This window comes from Streptomyces sp. CBMA152 (assembly GCF_014596475.1).
Taxonomy (GTDB): domain Bacteria; phylum Actinomycetota; class Actinomycetes; order Streptomycetales; family Streptomycetaceae; genus Streptomyces.
In genome coordinates this window covers 71,305-89,108 of record NZ_MECJ01000029.1, presented here as the reverse complement: position 1 = coordinate 89,108, position 17,804 = coordinate 71,305, and the positions used below count along the sequence as shown (strand labels likewise).

Sequence of the window (17,804 nt, the reverse complement as noted above, 5' to 3'; positions counted from 1 at the left end):
GTCGGATCCCGGATCAGCCGGTGAACTTGACGTCCGTTATGGCCTGCTTGTACCCCGCGCGGCTGAACTCGTCGTCGGACGTGTAGGGCGCCGCCGTGATCCACAGGAGGACATAGCGGGTCTTCACCGGCTTCTTCGCCTTGAGATCGACCGCGGTGCCCTTGGTTGTCGCGGTCGCGATCTGCTGCATCGAGCCGACCGGACCCGGCGACAGGGAGTCCGCCGCGTACAGCGTCAGCGTCGTGTGGTCGCCTCGGTACCGGAGCGCTATCGAAGCCGCCGCGACGTCCTTCTCTGACCCGAGGTCGTAGACGATGCCCACGCCCTGCTTGAAGGGCGCGAGTTTGGGGCCGTCGTTGTAGCTCTTGGAACGCCAGTACGTGGAGGCGTCGCCGTCGTACGTCTTGTCCACGTCCTTGGCGTCCTGCAGATTGCCGTCCGGGGCGTACTCCTCGGCGCCCTGGATCTGCAGCGGCACCAGGGCCTTGGGCTTGTCGCCGTCGGTCTTGGTCGTCTGCTGGGACGTCCCGGACTCGCCGGAGCCGCCCTTGTCGTGGCCCAGGAGCGTGTCCGCGAGCTGCCAGCTGCCCAGGCCCAGCGCGGCGATGAGGAGTGCCGAGACGCCCCACTTGATCACCTTGCCGGTACGGCCCTGGAGCGTCGGCGGCGGGACGGGCACGGTCTGGGTGACCTGCGGGCGTGGCCCGGCGGGCGGGCGGCCGTAGGTGCCCTGCTGGTAGGTGGTGCGCTGGTACTCCGGCGGCGCCGTGAAGGCGGGCTCCGGCGGACGGATGCGCGGCATCGACGAGATGGCCTTGACCAGCTCGTCCGGGGTCGTGCAGGCCGGCTCCTGACGCGACGCGGTGGCGCCGTCGTTGGCCAGCGCACGCATGGCGAGCTCCGACAGGCCCCGGTGGACGCCTGCCCGTACCTGGTCGGGGGCGATCAGGCCGACCCCCTTGGGCAGGCCGTGGAGGCCGTACGCGTCGCTGTCGTACGGCCAGCGCTGGGTGAGCGCGGCGTACAGCAGCGCGCCGATCGCCTCCGTGTCGGTCCGCTGCGGGGTGTCGGAGGCGATGCCGCGCAGGGCGGCGTTCACCGCGAGGCCGCGGATGCGGTACTGCCCGGACGACGTCCGAAGAATCGCGCCAGGGGTCAGCCGCAGGTGCGCCAGACCCTCGCGGTGGGCCGCGGCCATGGCCTGGGAGACCTGGGTGACCATCTGGTAGGCGTCGTGCGCCTCCAGCGGTCCCAGGGCCAGCAGCGCGGTCAGCTCGGTGGCGTCCGGCAGCCACTCGTGGACCACGTAGACGAGATCGTTCTCCTCCACCGCGTCCAGGACCTGGACGAAGCGGGGGTCCCCGAGGAGCGCGGACGAGCGGGCCGCGGCCAGCACCGAGCGCGCCCGCGGATGGTCCGCGGGGAGCAGATGGACCCCGACGGCGCGGCGGAGCTTCTCGTCGACCGCCCGCCAGCTGCTGAAACCGTCCAGACGGGTGACGCACTCTTCGAGTCGGTAGCGTCTGGCGAGCTTGTGGCCGCTGTGCAGCTCCGGTGTGGCGATGGAGGGCTCGGCGGTCTTCCGCTCACCACCCGTGTCGCCGGCGCCCTGCTCCGCCGTGTCTGCCGTATCGATGGATTCCGCCACCCCGTCGGTCGTGGTCCCGTCCGCCTTGGCGGTCAGCGGGTTGTCGCCGCTGTTGTCGGCCACGTCGACGGCAGCCGTGCTACGTTCCGCCACCGTCGTTCCTGCCTCCCCATCCGTTGCGTGCTGTCGGCCAGCCATGCAAAGTCATGCCAATTGTGCCCACAGTCCGGCGCTATGCACGACACGCGGCGGCGGACGATGGTTGTGCTCGGGCAGCGGGCTCAGCGCCCGAGCCGTCCCCGCACCATTCCGACCATGGAGTTCAGCTCCTCGATCCGCATCTTCTTCGCCGAGACGAAGAAGACTCCGAGCAGGACGGCCCCGCCCACGACCAGCGCCACCAGCGAGCCGAACACGCCCTGGCCGAGGCCCTTGAGCGCCGCGAAGCCCACCGCGCCGCCGATCGCGGCCGCCGGCACGGACGCCAGACACAGCCTCGCGTAGGTACGCAGGACGTGCGCGCCGTCCAGGTCGCCGCCCAGCCGGTTGCGCAGCCGGCGCCAGGCCACCCCGACGCCCACGGCATACGCCAGACCGTACGCGCCGGCCATGCCCACGACCGCCCACTGGGCGGGCAGCAGCACATAGCAGGCCGCCGAGGCGGCGGCGTTGACCGCGGCCACGATGACGGTGTTGTAGAACGGCGTGCGGGTGTCCTCGTACGCGTAGAAGCCGCGCAGGACGACGTACTGGACCGAGTACGGGATCAGGCCCAGCGCGAACGCCATCAGGATGAAGCCCATGGACCGGGCGGCCTCGGTGCTCGTGTTGGCGTACAGCAGGCTGCACATCGGGACGCCGAGCGCGAGGAACGCGAAGGCGATCGGGACGATCGCGACGGCCGAGTTGCGCAGGCCCTGCGAGATGTCGTCGCGCACCGCGCCCGGGTCGTTGTCGTGCGCGGCACGGGAGATGCGCGGCAGCAGCGCGGCCATCACCGAGACGGTGATGATGGCCTGCGGCATGCCCCAGATCAGCTGGGCGTTGGAGTAGGCGAGGAAGCCCGCCCCGTGCGCGCCCGACGCCTTTCCGGCGGCCGTGGCGAGCTGGGTGACGACGAGCACGCCGGCCTGGTTGGCGAGCACGAACAGCACGGTCCACTTGGCGAGCTTGACCGTCTTGCCGAGGCCGTGGCCCTTCCAGTCGAAGCGCGGCCGGAACCGGAAACCGGTCTCCCGCAGGTACGGGATCATCGCCAGCGCCTGGACGACCAGGCCGAGCAGGGTGCCGATGCCCAGCAGGCGGATGCCGTCCGCCGGGATGGTCTGCACGCCCATGTGGGACTCGCCCGAGGTGCCGTACACCCAGATGAACAGGCCGAACGTGCCGATCATGACGATGTTGTTGAGGACCGGCGTCCACATCATCGCGCCGAACTTGCCGCGCGCGTTGAGGATCTGCCCCAGCACCACGTGCACACCCATGAAGAAGATCGTGGGCAGGCAGTAGCGGGCGAAGGTGACGGCGACGCTGTTGGCGGCCGCGTCGTCGGAGATGGTGCTCGACATCAGCTTGATCAGCAGCGGGGCCGTGAGGACCACGAGCGTGACGATCGCGCCGAGCGACACCATGACGAGGGTGAGCAGCCGGTTGGCGTACGCCTCGCCGCCGTCCTCGTCGTCCTTCATGGACCGCACCAACTGCGGCACGAACACCGAGTTCAGGCCGCCGCCGACGGTGAGGATGTAGATCATCGTCGGCAGGGTGTACGCGACGGTGTAGGTGTCGCCGAGCAGCGAGGTGCCAAGGGCGACGGTGATCACCAGGCTGCGGACGAAGCCGGTGAGCCGGGACACGAGCGTGCCCGCGGCCATCACGGCGCTCGACTTCAGCAGGTTGGAGGCCCGGCCGCCCGACTCCTTCTGTGGCGCGGGAGGCAGCGGCTCGGGCTCCGGGCCGGCCGGTGCCGGGCCCGACGCCTGCTGGTCCCGGTAGAGGTACGCGAAGGCGTCCTGATCGGGCAGCTCTTCGCCCGAGTGGGTGACCAGGTCGTCGACGCTCACGAACTGCGTGGTGCCCGCGGTGTCGCCGTACGGCAGATGACGCGACGGCCCGTCCGGCTCGGGGGGCGGGGTCTGGGCCCAGATCCGGGGGTCCGGCGCGTACTGCTGCGCGGGAGGCTGCTGGTAGAGCGGCTGCGGCTCGGCGTAGGTGCCCGGGGGCGGCGGCGGGTGCGCGGCGCGGTCGTACAGCGCCTCGCCCACCGGGTCCTGGGCGGACAGGTCCTGCGCCCGGTACGGGTCGTAGCCGTAGGCGTCCTGGAGGTACGGGTCCGCCGCGGGCTGCTGCTGGTACGGGTCCGGTACGGGCTGCTGCGGCGGAGGCACCTGCCCGGAGTGGGGAGGCACCGGGGGCGTGCCCCCGGAAGACGCGGAGCCGCCGCCCGCGCCCTGCCCGCGGTCACCGTCGTACGGCGCGTTCATGGATACCCCACCTCATCGTCCCCGGCCTGGCCGGCCACGGCATAGCGATAGCTCAATGCTCCACTTTCTCACCCGGGCCGGGCGAGGCCCCGCTTTCCGGACCGGTGTCCGGTGTCGGGTCACTCGGCTGCTCGGGATCGTCACCGTGTCCGGGCTCGGCGCCGTCGCCGTCCCCGTTGTCCTCGCCGTTCTCCTTCCGGGCCGTCGAGCGCTTGCGCTGGGTGTACATCCTGATGCCCGCGAGGACGAGCAGCAGGACACCGCCGGCGATCACCAGCATCACGGTCGGGGTGATCTCGGAGACCTGGACCGTGAACTCCATGGGGTCGCCGTACGGCGTGCCGTCCTGGGTGTAGAGCCGCGCGGTCACCTGAACGGGGCCGTTGGCGTTCGCCGTGGCGGTGAACTTCACCGACTGGGTGTGTCCGCCGTCGACCTTGACCTGCTGGCCGCCGCCCGCGTCGTCGTTGGTGGTCACCTTGAGACGGGTGGGGCTGCTCGGCTCCAGCCGCAGCACCAGGTTGTCGACGGGCTGGACCAGCTGGTTCTGCACCGTGACCGCGAGGGTGGCACTGCGCCCCGACATGGTGGCCGTGGACTTCTGGATGAGCCGGACCTTGTCGGTGAGGCTGTCCAGGTAGCTCTGGACGCCGGCCCGGTAGACCACGGCGCCTTCCCGGTTGGTGCGCCAGGACGTCGACATCTCGCGGTTGATGGCGTTGCCGAACGGGGTGACCACCCGGTCGGGGGCGGTCAGGATGACCTTGAACTTGTCCAGGGTGCCCTGGGTGCTGCGCATGTCCTGGAACGCCTGTGGCGGCAGCTCGTCCTTGCGCAGCGCTCCCGGATACGAGGAGGAGCCGGGGACCCGGGTGGTGGCGTGGGCGTCCGGCTTGGCCGCGGCGGCCGCGTCGAGGCCGAGGGGCTGCGTCCAGCGCTGTCCGCTGAGGGCGCGGATGGCGCTCGCCATCGTCTGGGCCTGGCTGGCGGAGGGCATCCGCTGCGGCGCGACGACGATGCTGCGCTGGGTGTCGGTGTTCTGGAGCGTGACGGCCAGCGACTGGGCGAGGAACTCCTGCACCGCCAGCGTGGAGCTGCCGGCTCTCGACATGTCGCCCTCGAAGGCCGTGGAGAGCCGGGCGTCGGCGACCACGGCGGTGGTGCCGCCGCCGATCGGCCGGGCGGCCGTCGGCGAGTACGACAGGCTCCCCGTCTCGCGGAGGCTGTCGCTGCGGGCGATCACGTTGTGCGCGCCGGCCGAGGTGGCCACATCCACGATCGACGGGTCGACCGCGCCGTCCACGGGCCAGGCGAAGTCGACCGACGGGGTCACGTGCAGGATCGTGTCGACCGTCTTCTCGGCGACCTCGGTGGCGCCCTGCAGATGGCTCAGCGAGCCGGAGACGTCCTTGCCCCGGTGGGCGAGCGAGGCCAGGTCCGGGTCGGCGAAGGGCAGCGCGACGACCTTGTCGCCCTGCACCGCCTCTTCAAGTGAGCTCAGCCACTGCTTGGCCACTTCCTGATTGGTGCCCGGCACATTGGTGTCGCCGGAGTTGACCTTGTAGTTGCGGGTCATCGCGTCGACGGCGGCCAGCAGGTCGGGGTCTATCACCCAGGTCACCGGCAGCTGGCTGCCGAGCGAGACCATCCGCTCCAGGCGGCCGCCGGGGGCGAGCTCGGCGGCCAGCGAGTCGTCGGCGAAGACCGGCGTCTGCTGCTCGTCCGAGCCCGTCTGCGCGGTGAGGTGGGTCGAGGAGATGAGCGGCCACATGTAGGTGAGCTGCGACTTCTTGCCGTCGACGGCCTCCGGCTGCCACGGCAGGAAGGTCCGCTGGATGCCCAGGACCTGGTCGTACTGCTGGTTCGGCGTCTGGCCCGAGAGGGACACGCCGAGCTGGTACACGCCGTCCCCGTCCAGGCCCAGCTTGCTCACCGGTACGGAGAGGGTGAAGTCCCGGCTGATCCCGGGAGCCAGCTTCGGGAACTTGACCGTGGGCCCGTCACCGAGCTCGGCGGCATCGACGCCGGGGGTGAAGCCGGTGCGCTCGGAGGCGTCGTCGATCGTGGTGCGGCTGGTGAGCCGCCCGCCGACCCGCAGCCCCACATGGGCGCTCGTGACGGCCTGCTTGCCCGTGTTGGTGACCGATCCCGAGACGGTCAGCGTGTCGCTCTTGACGGGGGCGCTGGGCGTCATCGAGTCGAGCGTCACCTGGACGGTGCGCGACCCGGTCCCGGTCTGGCCCAGGGCGGCCTTCTCGGCGGCGTGGGCCACCGGCGCGGGGGCCGTCCCGGAGAGCAGTCCGGCGATCAGGGGTGCGCCGACCAGCAGCGCCGCGGTGCGGCGCAGCCACCGGCGGGCAGGAGAGTGGCCCGTCCCCTGAGAATCTGCCGCCTCGGCCACGCGTTCGCCCGTCCCTCGTCGTCGTCAGCTGTGTCGGTGGTTGTCGGTTTCTGCGTCCACGCATGGTAACGAGGTGGACTGTGGCGAAGTGCCGTGGACTGCTCCACATGATCGGAAGAGTGTGACAGGGCGGCGCGCGAGGCGCCTTTTCAAGCCGCCGGGGACGCCCGCGGAGCCGGTCCGCGCGGGGCGGGCGGAAACGGGGACGCTCCGGTCGGCCAAGGCACGTACCCTTTTCTGTTGTGCCGAACGCCAATGAAGACAATCCCAGCGCACTGAGCCAGGTGCAGCGCCGCGCGGTCAGTGAACTGCTGCGGGTGTCCCCTGTCGCCGACGACCTCGCCCGCCGCTTCCAGGAGGCCGGGTTCTCGCTCGCCCTGGTCGGCGGCTCGGTGCGGGACGCGCTCCTTGGCAGGCTCGGGAACGACCTGGACTTTACGACGGACGCCCGCCCCGAGGACGTGCTGAAGATCGTGCGCCCGTGGTCGGACGCGGTCTGGGAGGTCGGGATCGCCTTTGGGACCGTCGGCTGCCAGAAGGACGGCTACCTCATCGAGGTGACGACGTACCGTTCCGAGGCGTACGACCGCACCTCGCGCAAGCCCGAGGTGTCCTACGGCGACTCCATCGAGCAGGACCTGGTCCGCCGGGACTTCACCGTCAACGCGATGGCCGTGGCGCTCCCCGAGAAGGAGTTCATCGACCCGCACGGTGGCCTGGAGGACCTGGCGGAGCGCGTGCTGCGCACCCCCAGCACCCCCGAGGAGTCGTTCTCGGACGATCCGCTGCGCATGATGCGGGCCGCGCGGTTCGCCGCGCAGCTCGACTTCGAGGTGGCCCCCGAGGTCGTCGCCGCGATGAAGGCGATGGCCGACCGGATCGAGATCGTCTCCGCCGAGCGGGTGCGCGACGAGCTGAACAAGCTCCTCGTCTCCGCTCACCCGCGCAAGGGGCTGCGGCTGCTCGTCGACACCGGGCTCGCGGACCACGTCCTGCCCGAGCTGCCCGCACTGCGGCTGGAGAGCGACGAGCACCACCGGCACAAGGACGTCTACGAGCACTCGCTGACGGTCCTGGACCAGGCCATCGCACTGGAGAAGGACGGGCCCGACCTGGTGCTGCGTCTGGCCGCGCTGCTGCACGACATCGGCAAGCCGAGGACGCGCCGGTTCGAGCAGGACGGCCGGGTCTCCTTCCACCACCACGAGGTGGTCGGCGCGAAGATGACCAAGAAGCGCATGACCGCGCTGAAGTACTCCAACGACATGGTCAAGGACGTCTCGCGGCTGGTGGAGCTGCATCTGCGCTTCCACGGCTACGGCACGGGCGAGTGGACCGACTCGGCGGTGCGCCGCTACGTACGTGACGCCGGGCCGCTCCTCGATCGGCTGCACAAGCTGACCCGCTCGGACTGCACCACGCGCAACAAGCGCAAGGCCAGTGCCCTGTCCAACGCGTATGACGGTCTTGAGGACCGGATCGCACAGCTCCAGGAGCAGGAAGAGCTCGACTCGATCCGCCCGGACCTGGACGGCAACCAGATCATGGAGATCCTGGGGATCAGCCCCGGCCCGGCGATCGGCCAGGCGTACAAGCACCTGCTGGAGCTGCGGCTGGAGCACGGGCCGATGGAGCACGACGCGGCGGTCGCGGCGCTCAAGGAGTGGTGGGCCGCGCAGGGCTGAGGCCATGTTTCACGTGAAACACGACGCGTTTCACAACGACGCGTTTCACGTGAAACATGACGGCACGGCGATACGACGAGGGGCGATGTTTCACGTGAAACATCGCCCCTCGCGTCTGCGTCGGACTACTTCTTGTAGTCCTCCAGGCAGAGGGTGAAGTCCTTGCTGCCGCCCGTCTGCGTGTACTCCGAGTACTTGGTGCGGTCGCAGCCGCTGTTGTCGTCCTTCTTCTCGACGACCTTGTACTTCGCCTTGGAGTCGTCGCAGCTCACGACCTTCAGGTCCGGGTGGGTCGTGCTGGCCGGGTTCCCGATGCTCATGCAGTCGCCCACCTTGGCGGTGTCGGCGTCATGACGGCTGGTGTACCAGCCCACGGCCGCGGCGATGAGGACGCTCACCGCGATGACGATCCGCACGATCTTCTTGACGTTGCGGCGCGGCGGGGCGGGGGCCGGCGCGTGGGGTATCGGGGCGCCCTGGTTCATGTAGGGCGACGGCTGCTGCGGGATTCCGGGCTGGCCGGGCTGCTGGCCGTACGGAGCGCCTCCCTGCGGCGGCCCGTACGGGCCTGCGCCCTGCGGCTGGCCGTAGGGAGCGTTGGGCTGCGGCGCGTACGGGTTCTGGCCCTGGGGCGGCGGAGTGGACACTTCGGGGTTCCCCCTTGTGAAAAAACAGGCGATGTATGACGCCCGTAAGGTAGCGGTCCGCTAGGACAACCCCGATACCGGAGGGGACTCTGTGGCCCTCATGTGACACTCGCCGCGCTGAAAGCGGGTCATAAACACTGCTACTGCCGCGTAGATGACGGAGACCGTGACAACCAGAGGGGCCGACTTGCCGTCAGGCGGCAGCATCAGCGCGGCGACCGCTGCGGCGCCGACGAACGCCACGTTGAAGAGCACGTCGTAGAGCGAGAAGACCCGACCCCGGAATCCGTCGTCCACCGAGGACTGCACCACCGTGTCCGTGGAGATCTTCGCCCCCTGAGTGATCAGACCCAGGACGAAGGCGGCGATCAGGATGGGCACGGGAGCGAACGACAGCCCCAGAGCGGGCTCCAGGACCGCCGCCGTCGCCGCGCACACCGCCATCCACCCATAGGGCCCCAGCCGCGCCACCGCACCGGGCGTCACGACGGCCGCGGCGAAGAACCCCGCCCCCGAGACGGCCACCGCGAGCCCCAGCAGGGCCAGCCCGTCGGAGGTGCCGTCGGCCCAGGCGTACCGGCAGAGCATCATCACCATGACCGTCAGCGCACCGTAACAGAAGCGCAGGAGCGTCATCGCGGCCAGGACCCGGGCGGCCGACGGGCGTTGCCGCAGATGCCGCAGTCCCTCGGTCAGTCCGCGTGCCGTCGTACGGATCGCCGTGCCCATACCGGGCTGTGCCGACTCCGGGTCGGGCCCGAGCAGTGCGGGCGCGAGCCGCAGCGACCACAGGGCCGCGCAGAGATAGAGGAGGGACCCGAGCAGGACGGTCGCGGCGTCGACGGGGAACAGCAGGCGCAGCCCGAAAGCGAGCCCGCCGCCCGCGGTCGCGGCCAGCGTTCCGGCCGTCGGGGAGAGGGAGTTGGCCATGATGAGCCGGTCCTGGTCCACGACCCTGGGCAGCGCGGCCGACAGTCCGGCCAGGACGAAGCGGTTGACGGCGGTGACACAGAGCGCGGAGGCGTAGAAGAGCGGGTCGGGCGCGGCGGCGGCGAGGAGCAGCGCGGTGCAGCCGGCCAGCAGGGCCCGCAGCAGGTTGCCGTACAGAAACACCTGGCGCCGCTGCCAGCGGTCGAGTAGGACGCCCGCGAAAGGGCCGACGACGGAGTAGGGCAGCAGCAGGACGGCCATGGCCGAGGCGATCGCGGTGGGCGAGGTCTGTTTCTCGGGGGAGAAGACGACATGTGTGGCGAGCGCGACCTGGTAGACGCCGTCCGCCGCCTGGGACAGCAGCCGTACGGCCAGCAGATGCCGGAACTTCCTCAGGCGCAGGAGTACGCGCAGATCACGCACGACGGGCATGTGTGCAAGCGTCACATACGAAGAGGGTCCCCGCGCCGGTGCGGCACAGGGACCCTCAACAGTCGGACGGAAGCCGAGACTTAGCGCTCGACCTCGCCCTTGATGAACTTCTCGACGTTCTCGCGGGCCTCGTCGTCGAAGTACTGGACCGGCGGGGACTTCATGAAGTACGAGGACGCGGAGAGGATCGGGCCACCGATGCCGCGGTCCTTGGCGATCTTCGCGGCGCGCACGGCGTCGATGATGACACCCGCGGAGTTCGGGGAGTCCCACACCTCGAGCTTGTACTCGAGGTTCAGCGGAACGTCGCCGAAGGCACGGCCCTCAAGGCGCACGTACGCCCACTTGCGGTCGTCGAGCCACGCGACGTAGTCGGACGGGCCGATGTGGACGTTGTCCTCGCCCAGCTCGCGGTCGCGGATCTGGGAGGTGACGGCCTGCGTCTTGGAGATCTTCTTGGACTCCAGGCGCTCGCGCTCCAACATGTTCTTGAAGTCCATGTTGCCGCCGACGTTCAACTGCATCGTGCGGTCCAGGATGACACCCCGGTCCTCGAACAGCTTCGCCATGACGCGGTGCGTGATGGTGGCGCCGACCTGCGACTTGATGTCGTCACCGACGATCGGCACACCGGCCTCGGTGAACTTGTCCGCCCACTCCTTGGTGCCGGCGATGAAGACCGGGAGGGCGTTGACGAACGCGACCTTGGCGTCGATGGCGCACTGCGCGTAGAACTTCGCGGCGACCTCGGAACCGACGGGGAGGTAGCAGACCAGAACGTCGACCTGCTTGTCCTTGAGGATCTGGACGATGTCGACCGGGGCCTCGGTGGACTCCTCGATGGTCTGGCGGTAGTACTTGCCCAGACCGTCGTGGGTGTGACCGCGCTGGACGGTGATGCCCGTGGTGGGCACGTCCGCGATCTTGATGGTGTTGTTCTCGCTCGCACCGATGGCGTCCGCGAGGTCGAGGCCGACCTTCTTGGCGTCCACGTCGAACGCGGCCACGAACTCCACGTCCTTGACGTGGTAGTCGCCGAACTGGACGTGCATCAGACCCGGCACCTTGCCGGCCGGGTCGGCGTCCTTGTAGTACTCGACGCCCTGCACCAGCGAGGCGGCGCAGTTGCCCACGCCGACGATGGCTACGCGAACCGAACCCATTCCGGTTGCTCCCTGTGTGTTCTCGACGAAGTCCTGCGGACGCAGGGCCTTCAGTTGGCGGTGTCCTCGGACGGATCCGGCCGGGTACTGTCCCGATGCCGGGGCAGGCCGCCCGTCTCTCCTGATGTGTGGTCCTGCTGAGCGGAGCCGGTGGCCGGGCCGGATCGCTGATCCCGCCCCGCCCGCTCGCTCTCGATGAGCTCGTTCAGCCAGCGCACCTCGCGCTCCACGGACTCCATACCGTGGCGCTGCAGCTCAAGCGTGTAGTCGTCCAGGCGCTCGCGCGTACGGGCCAGGGAGGCGCGCATCTTCTCCAGGCGCTCCTCCAGCCGGCTGCGACGACCTTCCAGCACGCGCATCCGCACCTCGCGCTCCGTCTGCCCGAAGAAGGCGAAACGGGCGGCGAAGTGCTCGTCCTCCCAGGTGTCGGGGCCGGTGTGGGAGAGCAGTTCTTCGAAATGCTCCTTCCCTTCGGCCGTCAACCGGTAGACGATCTTGGCCCGGCGCCCTGCGAGTGAAGCGGCCAGAGCGTCCTCGGGAGCGCTGCCCGGTTCCTCGATCAACCAGCCGCTCGCGACCAGCGTCTTGAGGCAGGGGTAGAGGGTCCCGTAACTGAAGGCCCGGAAGATCCCCAGTGAGGTGTTGAGCCGCTTGCGCAGCTCGTACCCGTGCATCGGGGCCTCGCGAAGCAGACCGAGTACGGCGAATTCGAGGATGCCGGAGCGTCTGCTCACCCTTCGCCTCCTCTGTCGCCGCGGACCTTTATGCCGTGCTGATGTATCGACTCGATACATCCTGACGATAGAACGGTGGCGCCTCTGCGACAAGAGGGGCCATGGTGAACGGCGTCACATCGTCAATTCATGGGAAGCAAGTTGCCTGATTTGGGGTGAACTTCGGCCCTAGGCGGGTTTTGACCGTGCGTAGTCTGTGCGGCATGCAGACCACCGGTGGCCGAATGACGTCAGGGGGCGTCGGCGCGTACAGCGCCATCGGCATACCGGGTGCACAGCGGACGCGCTCCTCGCAGCGCTGGTCCGTGTATCGGGGGGACCGGAACTCACCAGTCGTTTTCAGGCGCTCTCGCCTGCCCGAGGAGTAGTCGTTCGATGAGCGAGCACCGTCGCAAACCGCCGGAGTCGCAAGGCGGCGGCCGGGCCGCGGCCCGGCGAGCCGCGCAGCAGCCGTCCGGCCGCCGCGCGGCCCCCGCCCGGGACGCCGTCACCGGGTCGCCCTCCGCTCCCTACGGGGAGCAGCGCCCGGCCGGTGGGCGCGCCGAGGCGCGACGAGCCGCCCAGCGGGGCGGTCGCAGACGCGGAGCCGAGCCCGGTGGCGGTGGTCCGGCGGCCCCCGGCGGTCGGCGCGGCGGTGCGGGTCCCGGCAACCGGCGACCCGGGAAGAAGCGCTTCATCGACTACCCGCGCTTCAACAAGCGCGGGTGGCGGCGCTGGATGCCGTCCTGGAAACTTGTGAGCGGGCTGTGCGTGGGCTTCCTCGGCACGCTGCTGGTGGTGATCGGCGTCGCGTACTGGATGGTGAGCGTCCCCAACGTGGCCCAGGCCGCCCAGGCCCAGAACAACGTCTACTTCTGGGCCGACGGCTCCCAGATGGTCGCCACCGGCGGTGAGGTCAACCGTCAGATCATTCCGTACGAGAAGATCCCCGCGGCCATGCGCTACGCAGTGATCTCGGCGGAGAACAAGACCTTCGAGACCGACTCCGGCGTGGACCCCCAGGGCATCGCGCGCGCCCTGCTGAACATGGCCAAGGGCGGGCACACGCAGGGTGGCTCCACGATCACCCAGCAGTATGTGAAGAACGCCCGGCTCGACGACCAGTCGCAGACGCTGACCCGTAAGTTCAAAGAGCTCTTCATCTCGATCAAGGTCGGTGCGACCAAGAAGAAGAGCGAGATCATGGCGGGCTATCTGAACACCGCCTACTACGGGCGCGGCGCCTACGGTCTGCAGGCCGCCGCCCGCACGTACTACAGCAAGGACGCCCAGGACCTCGATCCCAGTCAGTGCGCCTTCCTGGCCTCGCTGCTCAAGGGCGCGACGTACTTCGACCCGGCCGGCGCCACCGAGATCGACCCGGCCGCGACGCCCGAGCAGAACACCAAGAACGCCATGAACCGCTGGGCCTGGATCCTCGACGAGGAAGTCAAGGACAAGCATCTCTCCGCGGCGGACCGCGCGAAGTACAAGCAGTTCCCGATGCCGGACAAGCCCAAGAAGAACGCGCAGCTCAGCGGCCAGATCGGCTATCTGGTCAGCCTGGCCAAGGCGTACTTCGTGAACAACAACACCCAGGGCATCACCGCCGCCGACCTGGACCAGGGCGGCTACGAGATCCACACGACCTTCGACAAGAAGAAGGTCCAGGAGCTCGAAGACGTGGTGAAGAAGGTCCGCAAGGAGAACATCGACCCGAAGAAGCGGCCCAAGTACGACACCTTCGTACAGTTCGGCGCCGCGTCGGTGGACACCAAGAGCGGCGCCATCAAGGCGCTGTACGGCGGCGAGGACGCCACCAAGCACTTCACCAACAACGCCGACCAGACGGGTGCGCAGGTCGGCTCGACCTTCAAGCCCTTCGTGCTGGCCGCCGCCATGGAGTACGGCAAGCGCGACCCGAAGGGGCCCGCCGACCAGGGCGACTCGGAGCGGACGCCGGTCTCGCCGAAGAGCATCTACAGCGGTATGAACAAGCTGAAGATCAAGAACTACGACGGGACCGTGTGGACCGACAAGGACGGCGGGCAGTGGCTGCAGACCAACGACGGCGGTGAGTCCTACAACCCGCCCAGCTACGGCATAGACCTGCGGTACGCGATGCAGGAGTCCGCGAACACGCCCTATGTCCAGCTCGGCATGGATGTCGGCACCGACAAGGTGAGGGACGTCGCCCTGGCGGCTGGCCTGCGCAAGGAAAGCCTGGCCTCCTCCAGCGTGCCCTCTTTCTCCATCGGTACCTCCTCCCCCAGCGCGATCCGGATGGCCGGCGCGTACGCCACCTTTGCCACCAGCGGGATGCACCGCGACCCGTACTCGGTCGACAAGGTCAACAAGCAGGGCCGGGTCGTCTACCAGCACGACGACAAGGCGACCCGCGCCTTCTCCGCCGCGATCGCGGACAACGTCACCGACGTCCTGAAGAACGTGGTCGAGAAGGGCACCGGCACCAACGCCAAGCTCAGCGGCCGCGATGTGGCGGGCAAGACGGGTACGACCGACGGCAACAAGTCGGCCTGGTTCGTCGGCTACACACCGCAGCTGTCGACCGCCGTCAGCATGTACCGGCTCGATGACGACGAGACCAAGAAGGACCGCAAGTTCTTGGAGATGTTCGGGACCGGCGGCCAGGAGAAGATCCACGGTGCGTCGTTCCCGGCCACCATCTGGCACGACTACATGGAGCAGGCGCTGAACGGCGTCCCGGCCGTCGACTTCCCGACGCCCGAGGCGATCGGCGAGAAGGTGTACGGCGGCGGCATGTCGCCGAGCCCGAGCGTGGCCCCCTCGCCCTCGTCCTCCCCGCAGCCGTCCGACAGCCCGTCGCCCACTCCGTCGATCACCCCGTCGAAGTCCCCGAAGCCCAGCAAGTCCTGCGGCAAGTGGGACTGGAACTGCAGCGGCGGCCCCGGCGGCACCAACGCCGGAGCCGACCAGGGCACCACGACCGGGAACGTCGGCGGTCCCACCGGCAGCCCGTCACCCACCACCTCCGGGAAACCGGGTAACGGCCCTCAAGGAAACATCTTCGGAGGGCCGGGCGGCGGCTAGCCGGTCCGGCGCACACGGTGGAAAGTCAGGGGCGATGTTTCACGTGAAACAGCGCCCCTCGGCTTTTCCCCAGAGGTGTACGGCAGGATGTGCGGCATGACGAGCGAGACCAGTGCCCGCGTGGACGAGGACCGGCGGGACGAGCCCGCCGAACCCGTCGTACGGCCCACGGAGCAGGACGAGGTCGCCGCGGCGGGCAGTGAGGTGCTGGGTGGTCCGGTGGGCCGCTGGGCCTGGGGGGCGAGCCACTGGCTCACGCCGGTCCGGGTGATTGCCCTCGTCGCGATCGGCATGTTCGCCCTCGGGATGGCGCAGAAGGCGCCGTGCTACGACTGGGCCTGGTTCCGGGGGGCGAACTCCCAGTACACCCACGCCTGCTACTCCGACATCCCGCACCTGTACGTCGGGCGGGGCTTCGCCGACAATCTCGTCCCGTACTTCGACCGTCTCAACGGCGACATGGACTACCTCGAATACCCCGTTCTGACGGGGCTGTTCATGGAGGTGGCGGCCTGGATCACCGGGCCCGTCGGCGGGTCGATGCAGCACCGCGAGCAGATGTACTGGATGGTCAACGCGGGGATGCTGATGGCCTGCACGGCCGTCATCGCCGTCTGTGTCGCGCGCACCCACCGCCGCCGCCCCTGGGACGCCCTGCTGGTCGCCCTGGCGCCCGCGTTCGCGCTCACCGCGACGATCAACTGGGACCTCTTCGCCGTCGCCCTGACGGCCGCCGCGATGCTGATGTGGTCGCGCGGCCGCTCGCTCGCCTTCGGCATCCTCATCGGGCTGGCGACCGCCGCCAAGCTCTATCCCTTCCTGCTGCTCGGGCCGCTGCTGTTCCTGTGCTGGCGGGCCGGGAAGTGGCGGGAGTACGGGGCGTCCGTGCTCGGCGCGGCGGGGGCCTGGCTGGTGGTGAACCTGCCGGTGATGCTGCTCGCGCCCGAGGGGTGGAAGAAGTTCTACACCTTCAGCCAGGAGCGGTCCGTCGACTTCGGCTCCTTCTGGCTGATCATCTCGCAGCGTACGGGCAAGTCCCTGGACGTCGACATGGTGAACAACCTGGCGACGCTGCTGATGCTCGTGCTGTGCGCGGGGATCGCCGCGCTCACCCTCACCGCGCCGCGGCGGCCGCGGTTCGCGCAGCTCGCCTTCCTGGTCGTCGCCGCGTTCATCCTGACCAACAAGGTCTACTCGCCGCAGTACGTGCTGTGGCTGATCCCGCTCGCCGCGCTGGCCCGGCCGCGCTGGCGGGACTTCCTGATCTGGCAGGCCGGTGAGGTGGTCTACTTCCTCGGGATCTGGATGTACCTGGCGTACACGATGAGCGGCGAGAAGCACCAGGGGCTGCCGCCCGAGGGCTATCAACTGGCCATCGCCGCCCATCTGCTGGCGACGCTGTATCTGTGCGCGGTGATCGTGCGGGACATCCTGATGCCGGAGCGGGACGTCGTACGGCGCGACGGCGCGGACGATCCGTCCGGCGGGGTGCTCGACGGCGCCCCGGACGTCTTCGTCCTGGGACAGGCGGCGCATCCGCCCCGGCACGCGGCCCAGTTGACCGAGGGCCCCCGGGTGGAGTGGGGCATGCGCCAGCCGGGCGTGTAGCGGAACGACAAAGGGGCCCCTGCCATCGGCAGGGGCCCCTTCGCGTCGGCTAGCGGTCGACCAGGCGGTCGAACTGCGTGGTGGTGTGCCGCAGATGGGCCACCAGCTCGTCGCCCACCCTCGGCTCCTGGGAGTCGGAGGGGACGAACAGGATCGACACCTGCATGTGCGGCGGCTCGGCGAACCAGCGCTGCTTGCCGTCCCAGACGAACGGCGACAGATTGCGGTTGACCGTCGCGAGGCCGGCCCTGGCGACGCCCTTGGCGCGCGGCATCACACCGTGCACCGCCTTCGGGGCCTCCAGGCCCACGCCGTGGGAGGTGCCGCCCGCGACCACGACCAGCCAGCCGTCGGAGGCGGCCTTCTGCTGGCGGTAGCCGAAACGATCCCCCTTCGCGACCCGGGTGACGTCCAGGACGGCGCCCCGGTACTCGGTCGCCTTGTGGTCGCCCAGCCACAGCCGCGTACCGATGCGGGCGCGGAAACGCGTCTGCGGGAACTGCTGCTGGAGCCTCGCCTGTTCCTCGGCCCGCAGATGGCTGACGAACATGGTGTGCAGCGGCAGCCGGGCCGCGCGCAGCCGGTCCATCCAGGCGATGACCTCCTCGACCGCGTCCGAGCCGTCGGTACGGTCGAGCGGGAGGTGCAGGGCGAAGCCCTCCAGGCGCACGTCCTCGATGGCGGAGTGGAGCATGCCGAGCTCCTCCTCCTTGATGCCGTGGCGCTTCATCGAGCTCATGCACTCGATGACCACGCGCGCGCCGACCAGGGCGTGCACCCCGTCGACGGACGACACGGAGCGGATGACGCGGTCCGGCAGCGGCACCGGCTCCTCGCCCCGGCGGAACGGCGTGAGCACCAGCAGGTCCCCGCCGAACCAGTCCTTGATGCGGGCCGCCTCGTACGTGGTACCGACGGCCAGGACGTCCGAGCCGAACCGGCTCACCTCCTCGGCCAGCCGCTCATGACCGAAGCCGTACCCGTTGCCCTTGCAGACCGGGACGATGCCCGGGAACTGATCGACCACGGACTTCTGGTGCGCCCGCCAGCGAGCGGTGTCGACGTACAGGGAGAGCGCCATG

General features: G+C 69.5%; 11 protein-coding genes. 3 read left to right on the top strand and 8 right to left on the bottom strand.

Annotated elements, in window-relative coordinates:
- Positions 1 to 13: 13 nt before the first annotated feature.
- From BG418_RS27390 to BG418_RS27380, 3 genes are all read right to left on the bottom strand, one after another.
- Entirely contained in the window at positions 14 to 1,741 is a 1,728-nt protein-coding gene (locus BG418_RS27390) for a protein kinase family protein (protein ID WP_188276675.1), read from the bottom strand.
- Between the two features lie 128 nt (positions 1,742 to 1,869).
- A complete protein-coding gene (murJ, locus tag BG418_RS27385) occupies positions 1,870 to 4,071 on the bottom strand; it encodes a murein biosynthesis integral membrane protein MurJ (RefSeq protein WP_188276674.1) in 2,202 nt (733 codons plus the stop codon).
- Between the two features lie 52 nt (positions 4,072 to 4,123).
- Positions 4,124 to 6,472: a DUF6049 family protein gene (locus tag BG418_RS27380; RefSeq protein ID WP_188276673.1), complete on the bottom strand. Its 2,349-nt coding sequence runs from the start codon at positions 6,470 to 6,472 to the stop codon at positions 4,124 to 4,126.
- 242 nt (positions 6,473 to 6,714) lie between these two features.
- Between BG418_RS27380 and BG418_RS27375 the strand changes: the two genes are divergently transcribed.
- Complete coding sequence (locus tag BG418_RS27375; RefSeq protein ID WP_188276672.1) at positions 6,715 to 8,157, top strand: CCA tRNA nucleotidyltransferase; 1,443 nt, start codon at positions 6,715 to 6,717, stop codon at positions 8,155 to 8,157.
- Between the two features lie 125 nt (positions 8,158 to 8,282).
- On the opposite strand, the gene BG418_RS27370 is transcribed toward BG418_RS27375, so the two are convergent.
- The 4 genes from BG418_RS27370 to BG418_RS27355 all read right to left on the bottom strand — a co-directional run bounded on the left by BG418_RS27370 (position 8,283) and on the right by BG418_RS27355 (position 12,063).
- Positions 8,283 to 8,804 (bottom strand): hypothetical protein, encoded by a 522-nt coding sequence (locus BG418_RS27370; protein WP_188276671.1) that lies wholly within the window; start codon positions 8,802 to 8,804, stop codon positions 8,283 to 8,285.
- Between the two features lie 60 nt (positions 8,805 to 8,864).
- Positions 8,865 to 10,166, bottom strand: a complete 1,302-nt coding sequence (locus BG418_RS27365) for an MFS transporter (RefSeq protein ID WP_188276670.1) — start codon at positions 10,164 to 10,166, stop codon at positions 8,865 to 8,867.
- Positions 10,167 to 10,246: 80 nt separating this feature from the next.
- Positions 10,247 to 11,329 (bottom strand): inositol-3-phosphate synthase, encoded by a 1,083-nt coding sequence (locus BG418_RS27360; protein WP_067162170.1) that lies wholly within the window; start codon positions 11,327 to 11,329, stop codon positions 10,247 to 10,249.
- A 50-nt stretch (positions 11,330 to 11,379) separates the two neighbouring features.
- The gene (locus BG418_RS27355) at positions 11,380 to 12,063 is read right to left on the bottom strand and encodes a PadR family transcriptional regulator (RefSeq protein WP_188276669.1); all 684 of its coding nucleotides are present in this window, start codon (positions 12,061 to 12,063) and stop codon (positions 11,380 to 11,382) included.
- Between the two features lie 375 nt (positions 12,064 to 12,438).
- Here BG418_RS27355 and BG418_RS27350 point away from each other — a divergent pair, with 375 nt between their 5' ends.
- Complete coding sequence (locus BG418_RS27350; RefSeq protein ID WP_188276668.1) at positions 12,439 to 15,114, top strand: transglycosylase domain-containing protein; 2,676 nt, start codon at positions 12,439 to 12,441, stop codon at positions 15,112 to 15,114.
- Between the two features lie 96 nt (positions 15,115 to 15,210).
- Positions 15,211 to 16,722: a glycosyltransferase family 87 protein gene (locus BG418_RS27345; RefSeq protein ID WP_188276667.1), complete on the top strand. Its 1,512-nt coding sequence runs from the start codon at positions 15,211 to 15,213 to the stop codon at positions 16,720 to 16,722.
- 49 nt (positions 16,723 to 16,771) lie between these two features.
- Here BG418_RS27345 and BG418_RS27340 read toward each other — a convergent pair whose 3' ends face one another.
- Positions 16,772 to 17,803: an alanine racemase gene (locus tag BG418_RS27340; RefSeq protein ID WP_188276666.1), complete on the bottom strand. Its 1,032-nt coding sequence runs from the start codon at positions 17,801 to 17,803 to the stop codon at positions 16,772 to 16,774.
- Between the last annotated feature and the right edge of the window lies 1 nt (position 17,804).

Bases quoted from the DNA above. Each gene is read 5' to 3' on its own strand.
- BG418_RS27340 (WP_188276666.1), bottom strand. From the start codon at position 17,803: ATGGCGCTCTCCCTGTACGTCGACACCGCTCGCTGGCGGGCGCACCAG.
- BG418_RS27350 (WP_188276668.1), top strand. From the start codon at position 12,439: ATGAGCGAGCACCGTCGCAAACCGCCGGAGTCGCAAGGCGGCGGCCGG.
- BG418_RS27345 (WP_188276667.1), top strand. From the start codon at position 15,211: ATGACGAGCGAGACCAGTGCCCGCGTGGACGAGGACCGGCGGGACGAG.
- BG418_RS27365 (WP_188276670.1), bottom strand. From the start codon at position 10,166: ATGCCCGTCGTGCGTGATCTGCGCGTACTCCTGCGCCTGAGGAAGTTC.
- BG418_RS27360 (WP_067162170.1), bottom strand. From the start codon at position 11,329: ATGGGTTCGGTTCGCGTAGCCATCGTCGGCGTGGGCAACTGCGCCGCC.
- murJ (WP_188276674.1), bottom strand. From the start codon at position 4,071: ATGAACGCGCCGTACGACGGTGACCGCGGGCAGGGCGCGGGCGGCGGC.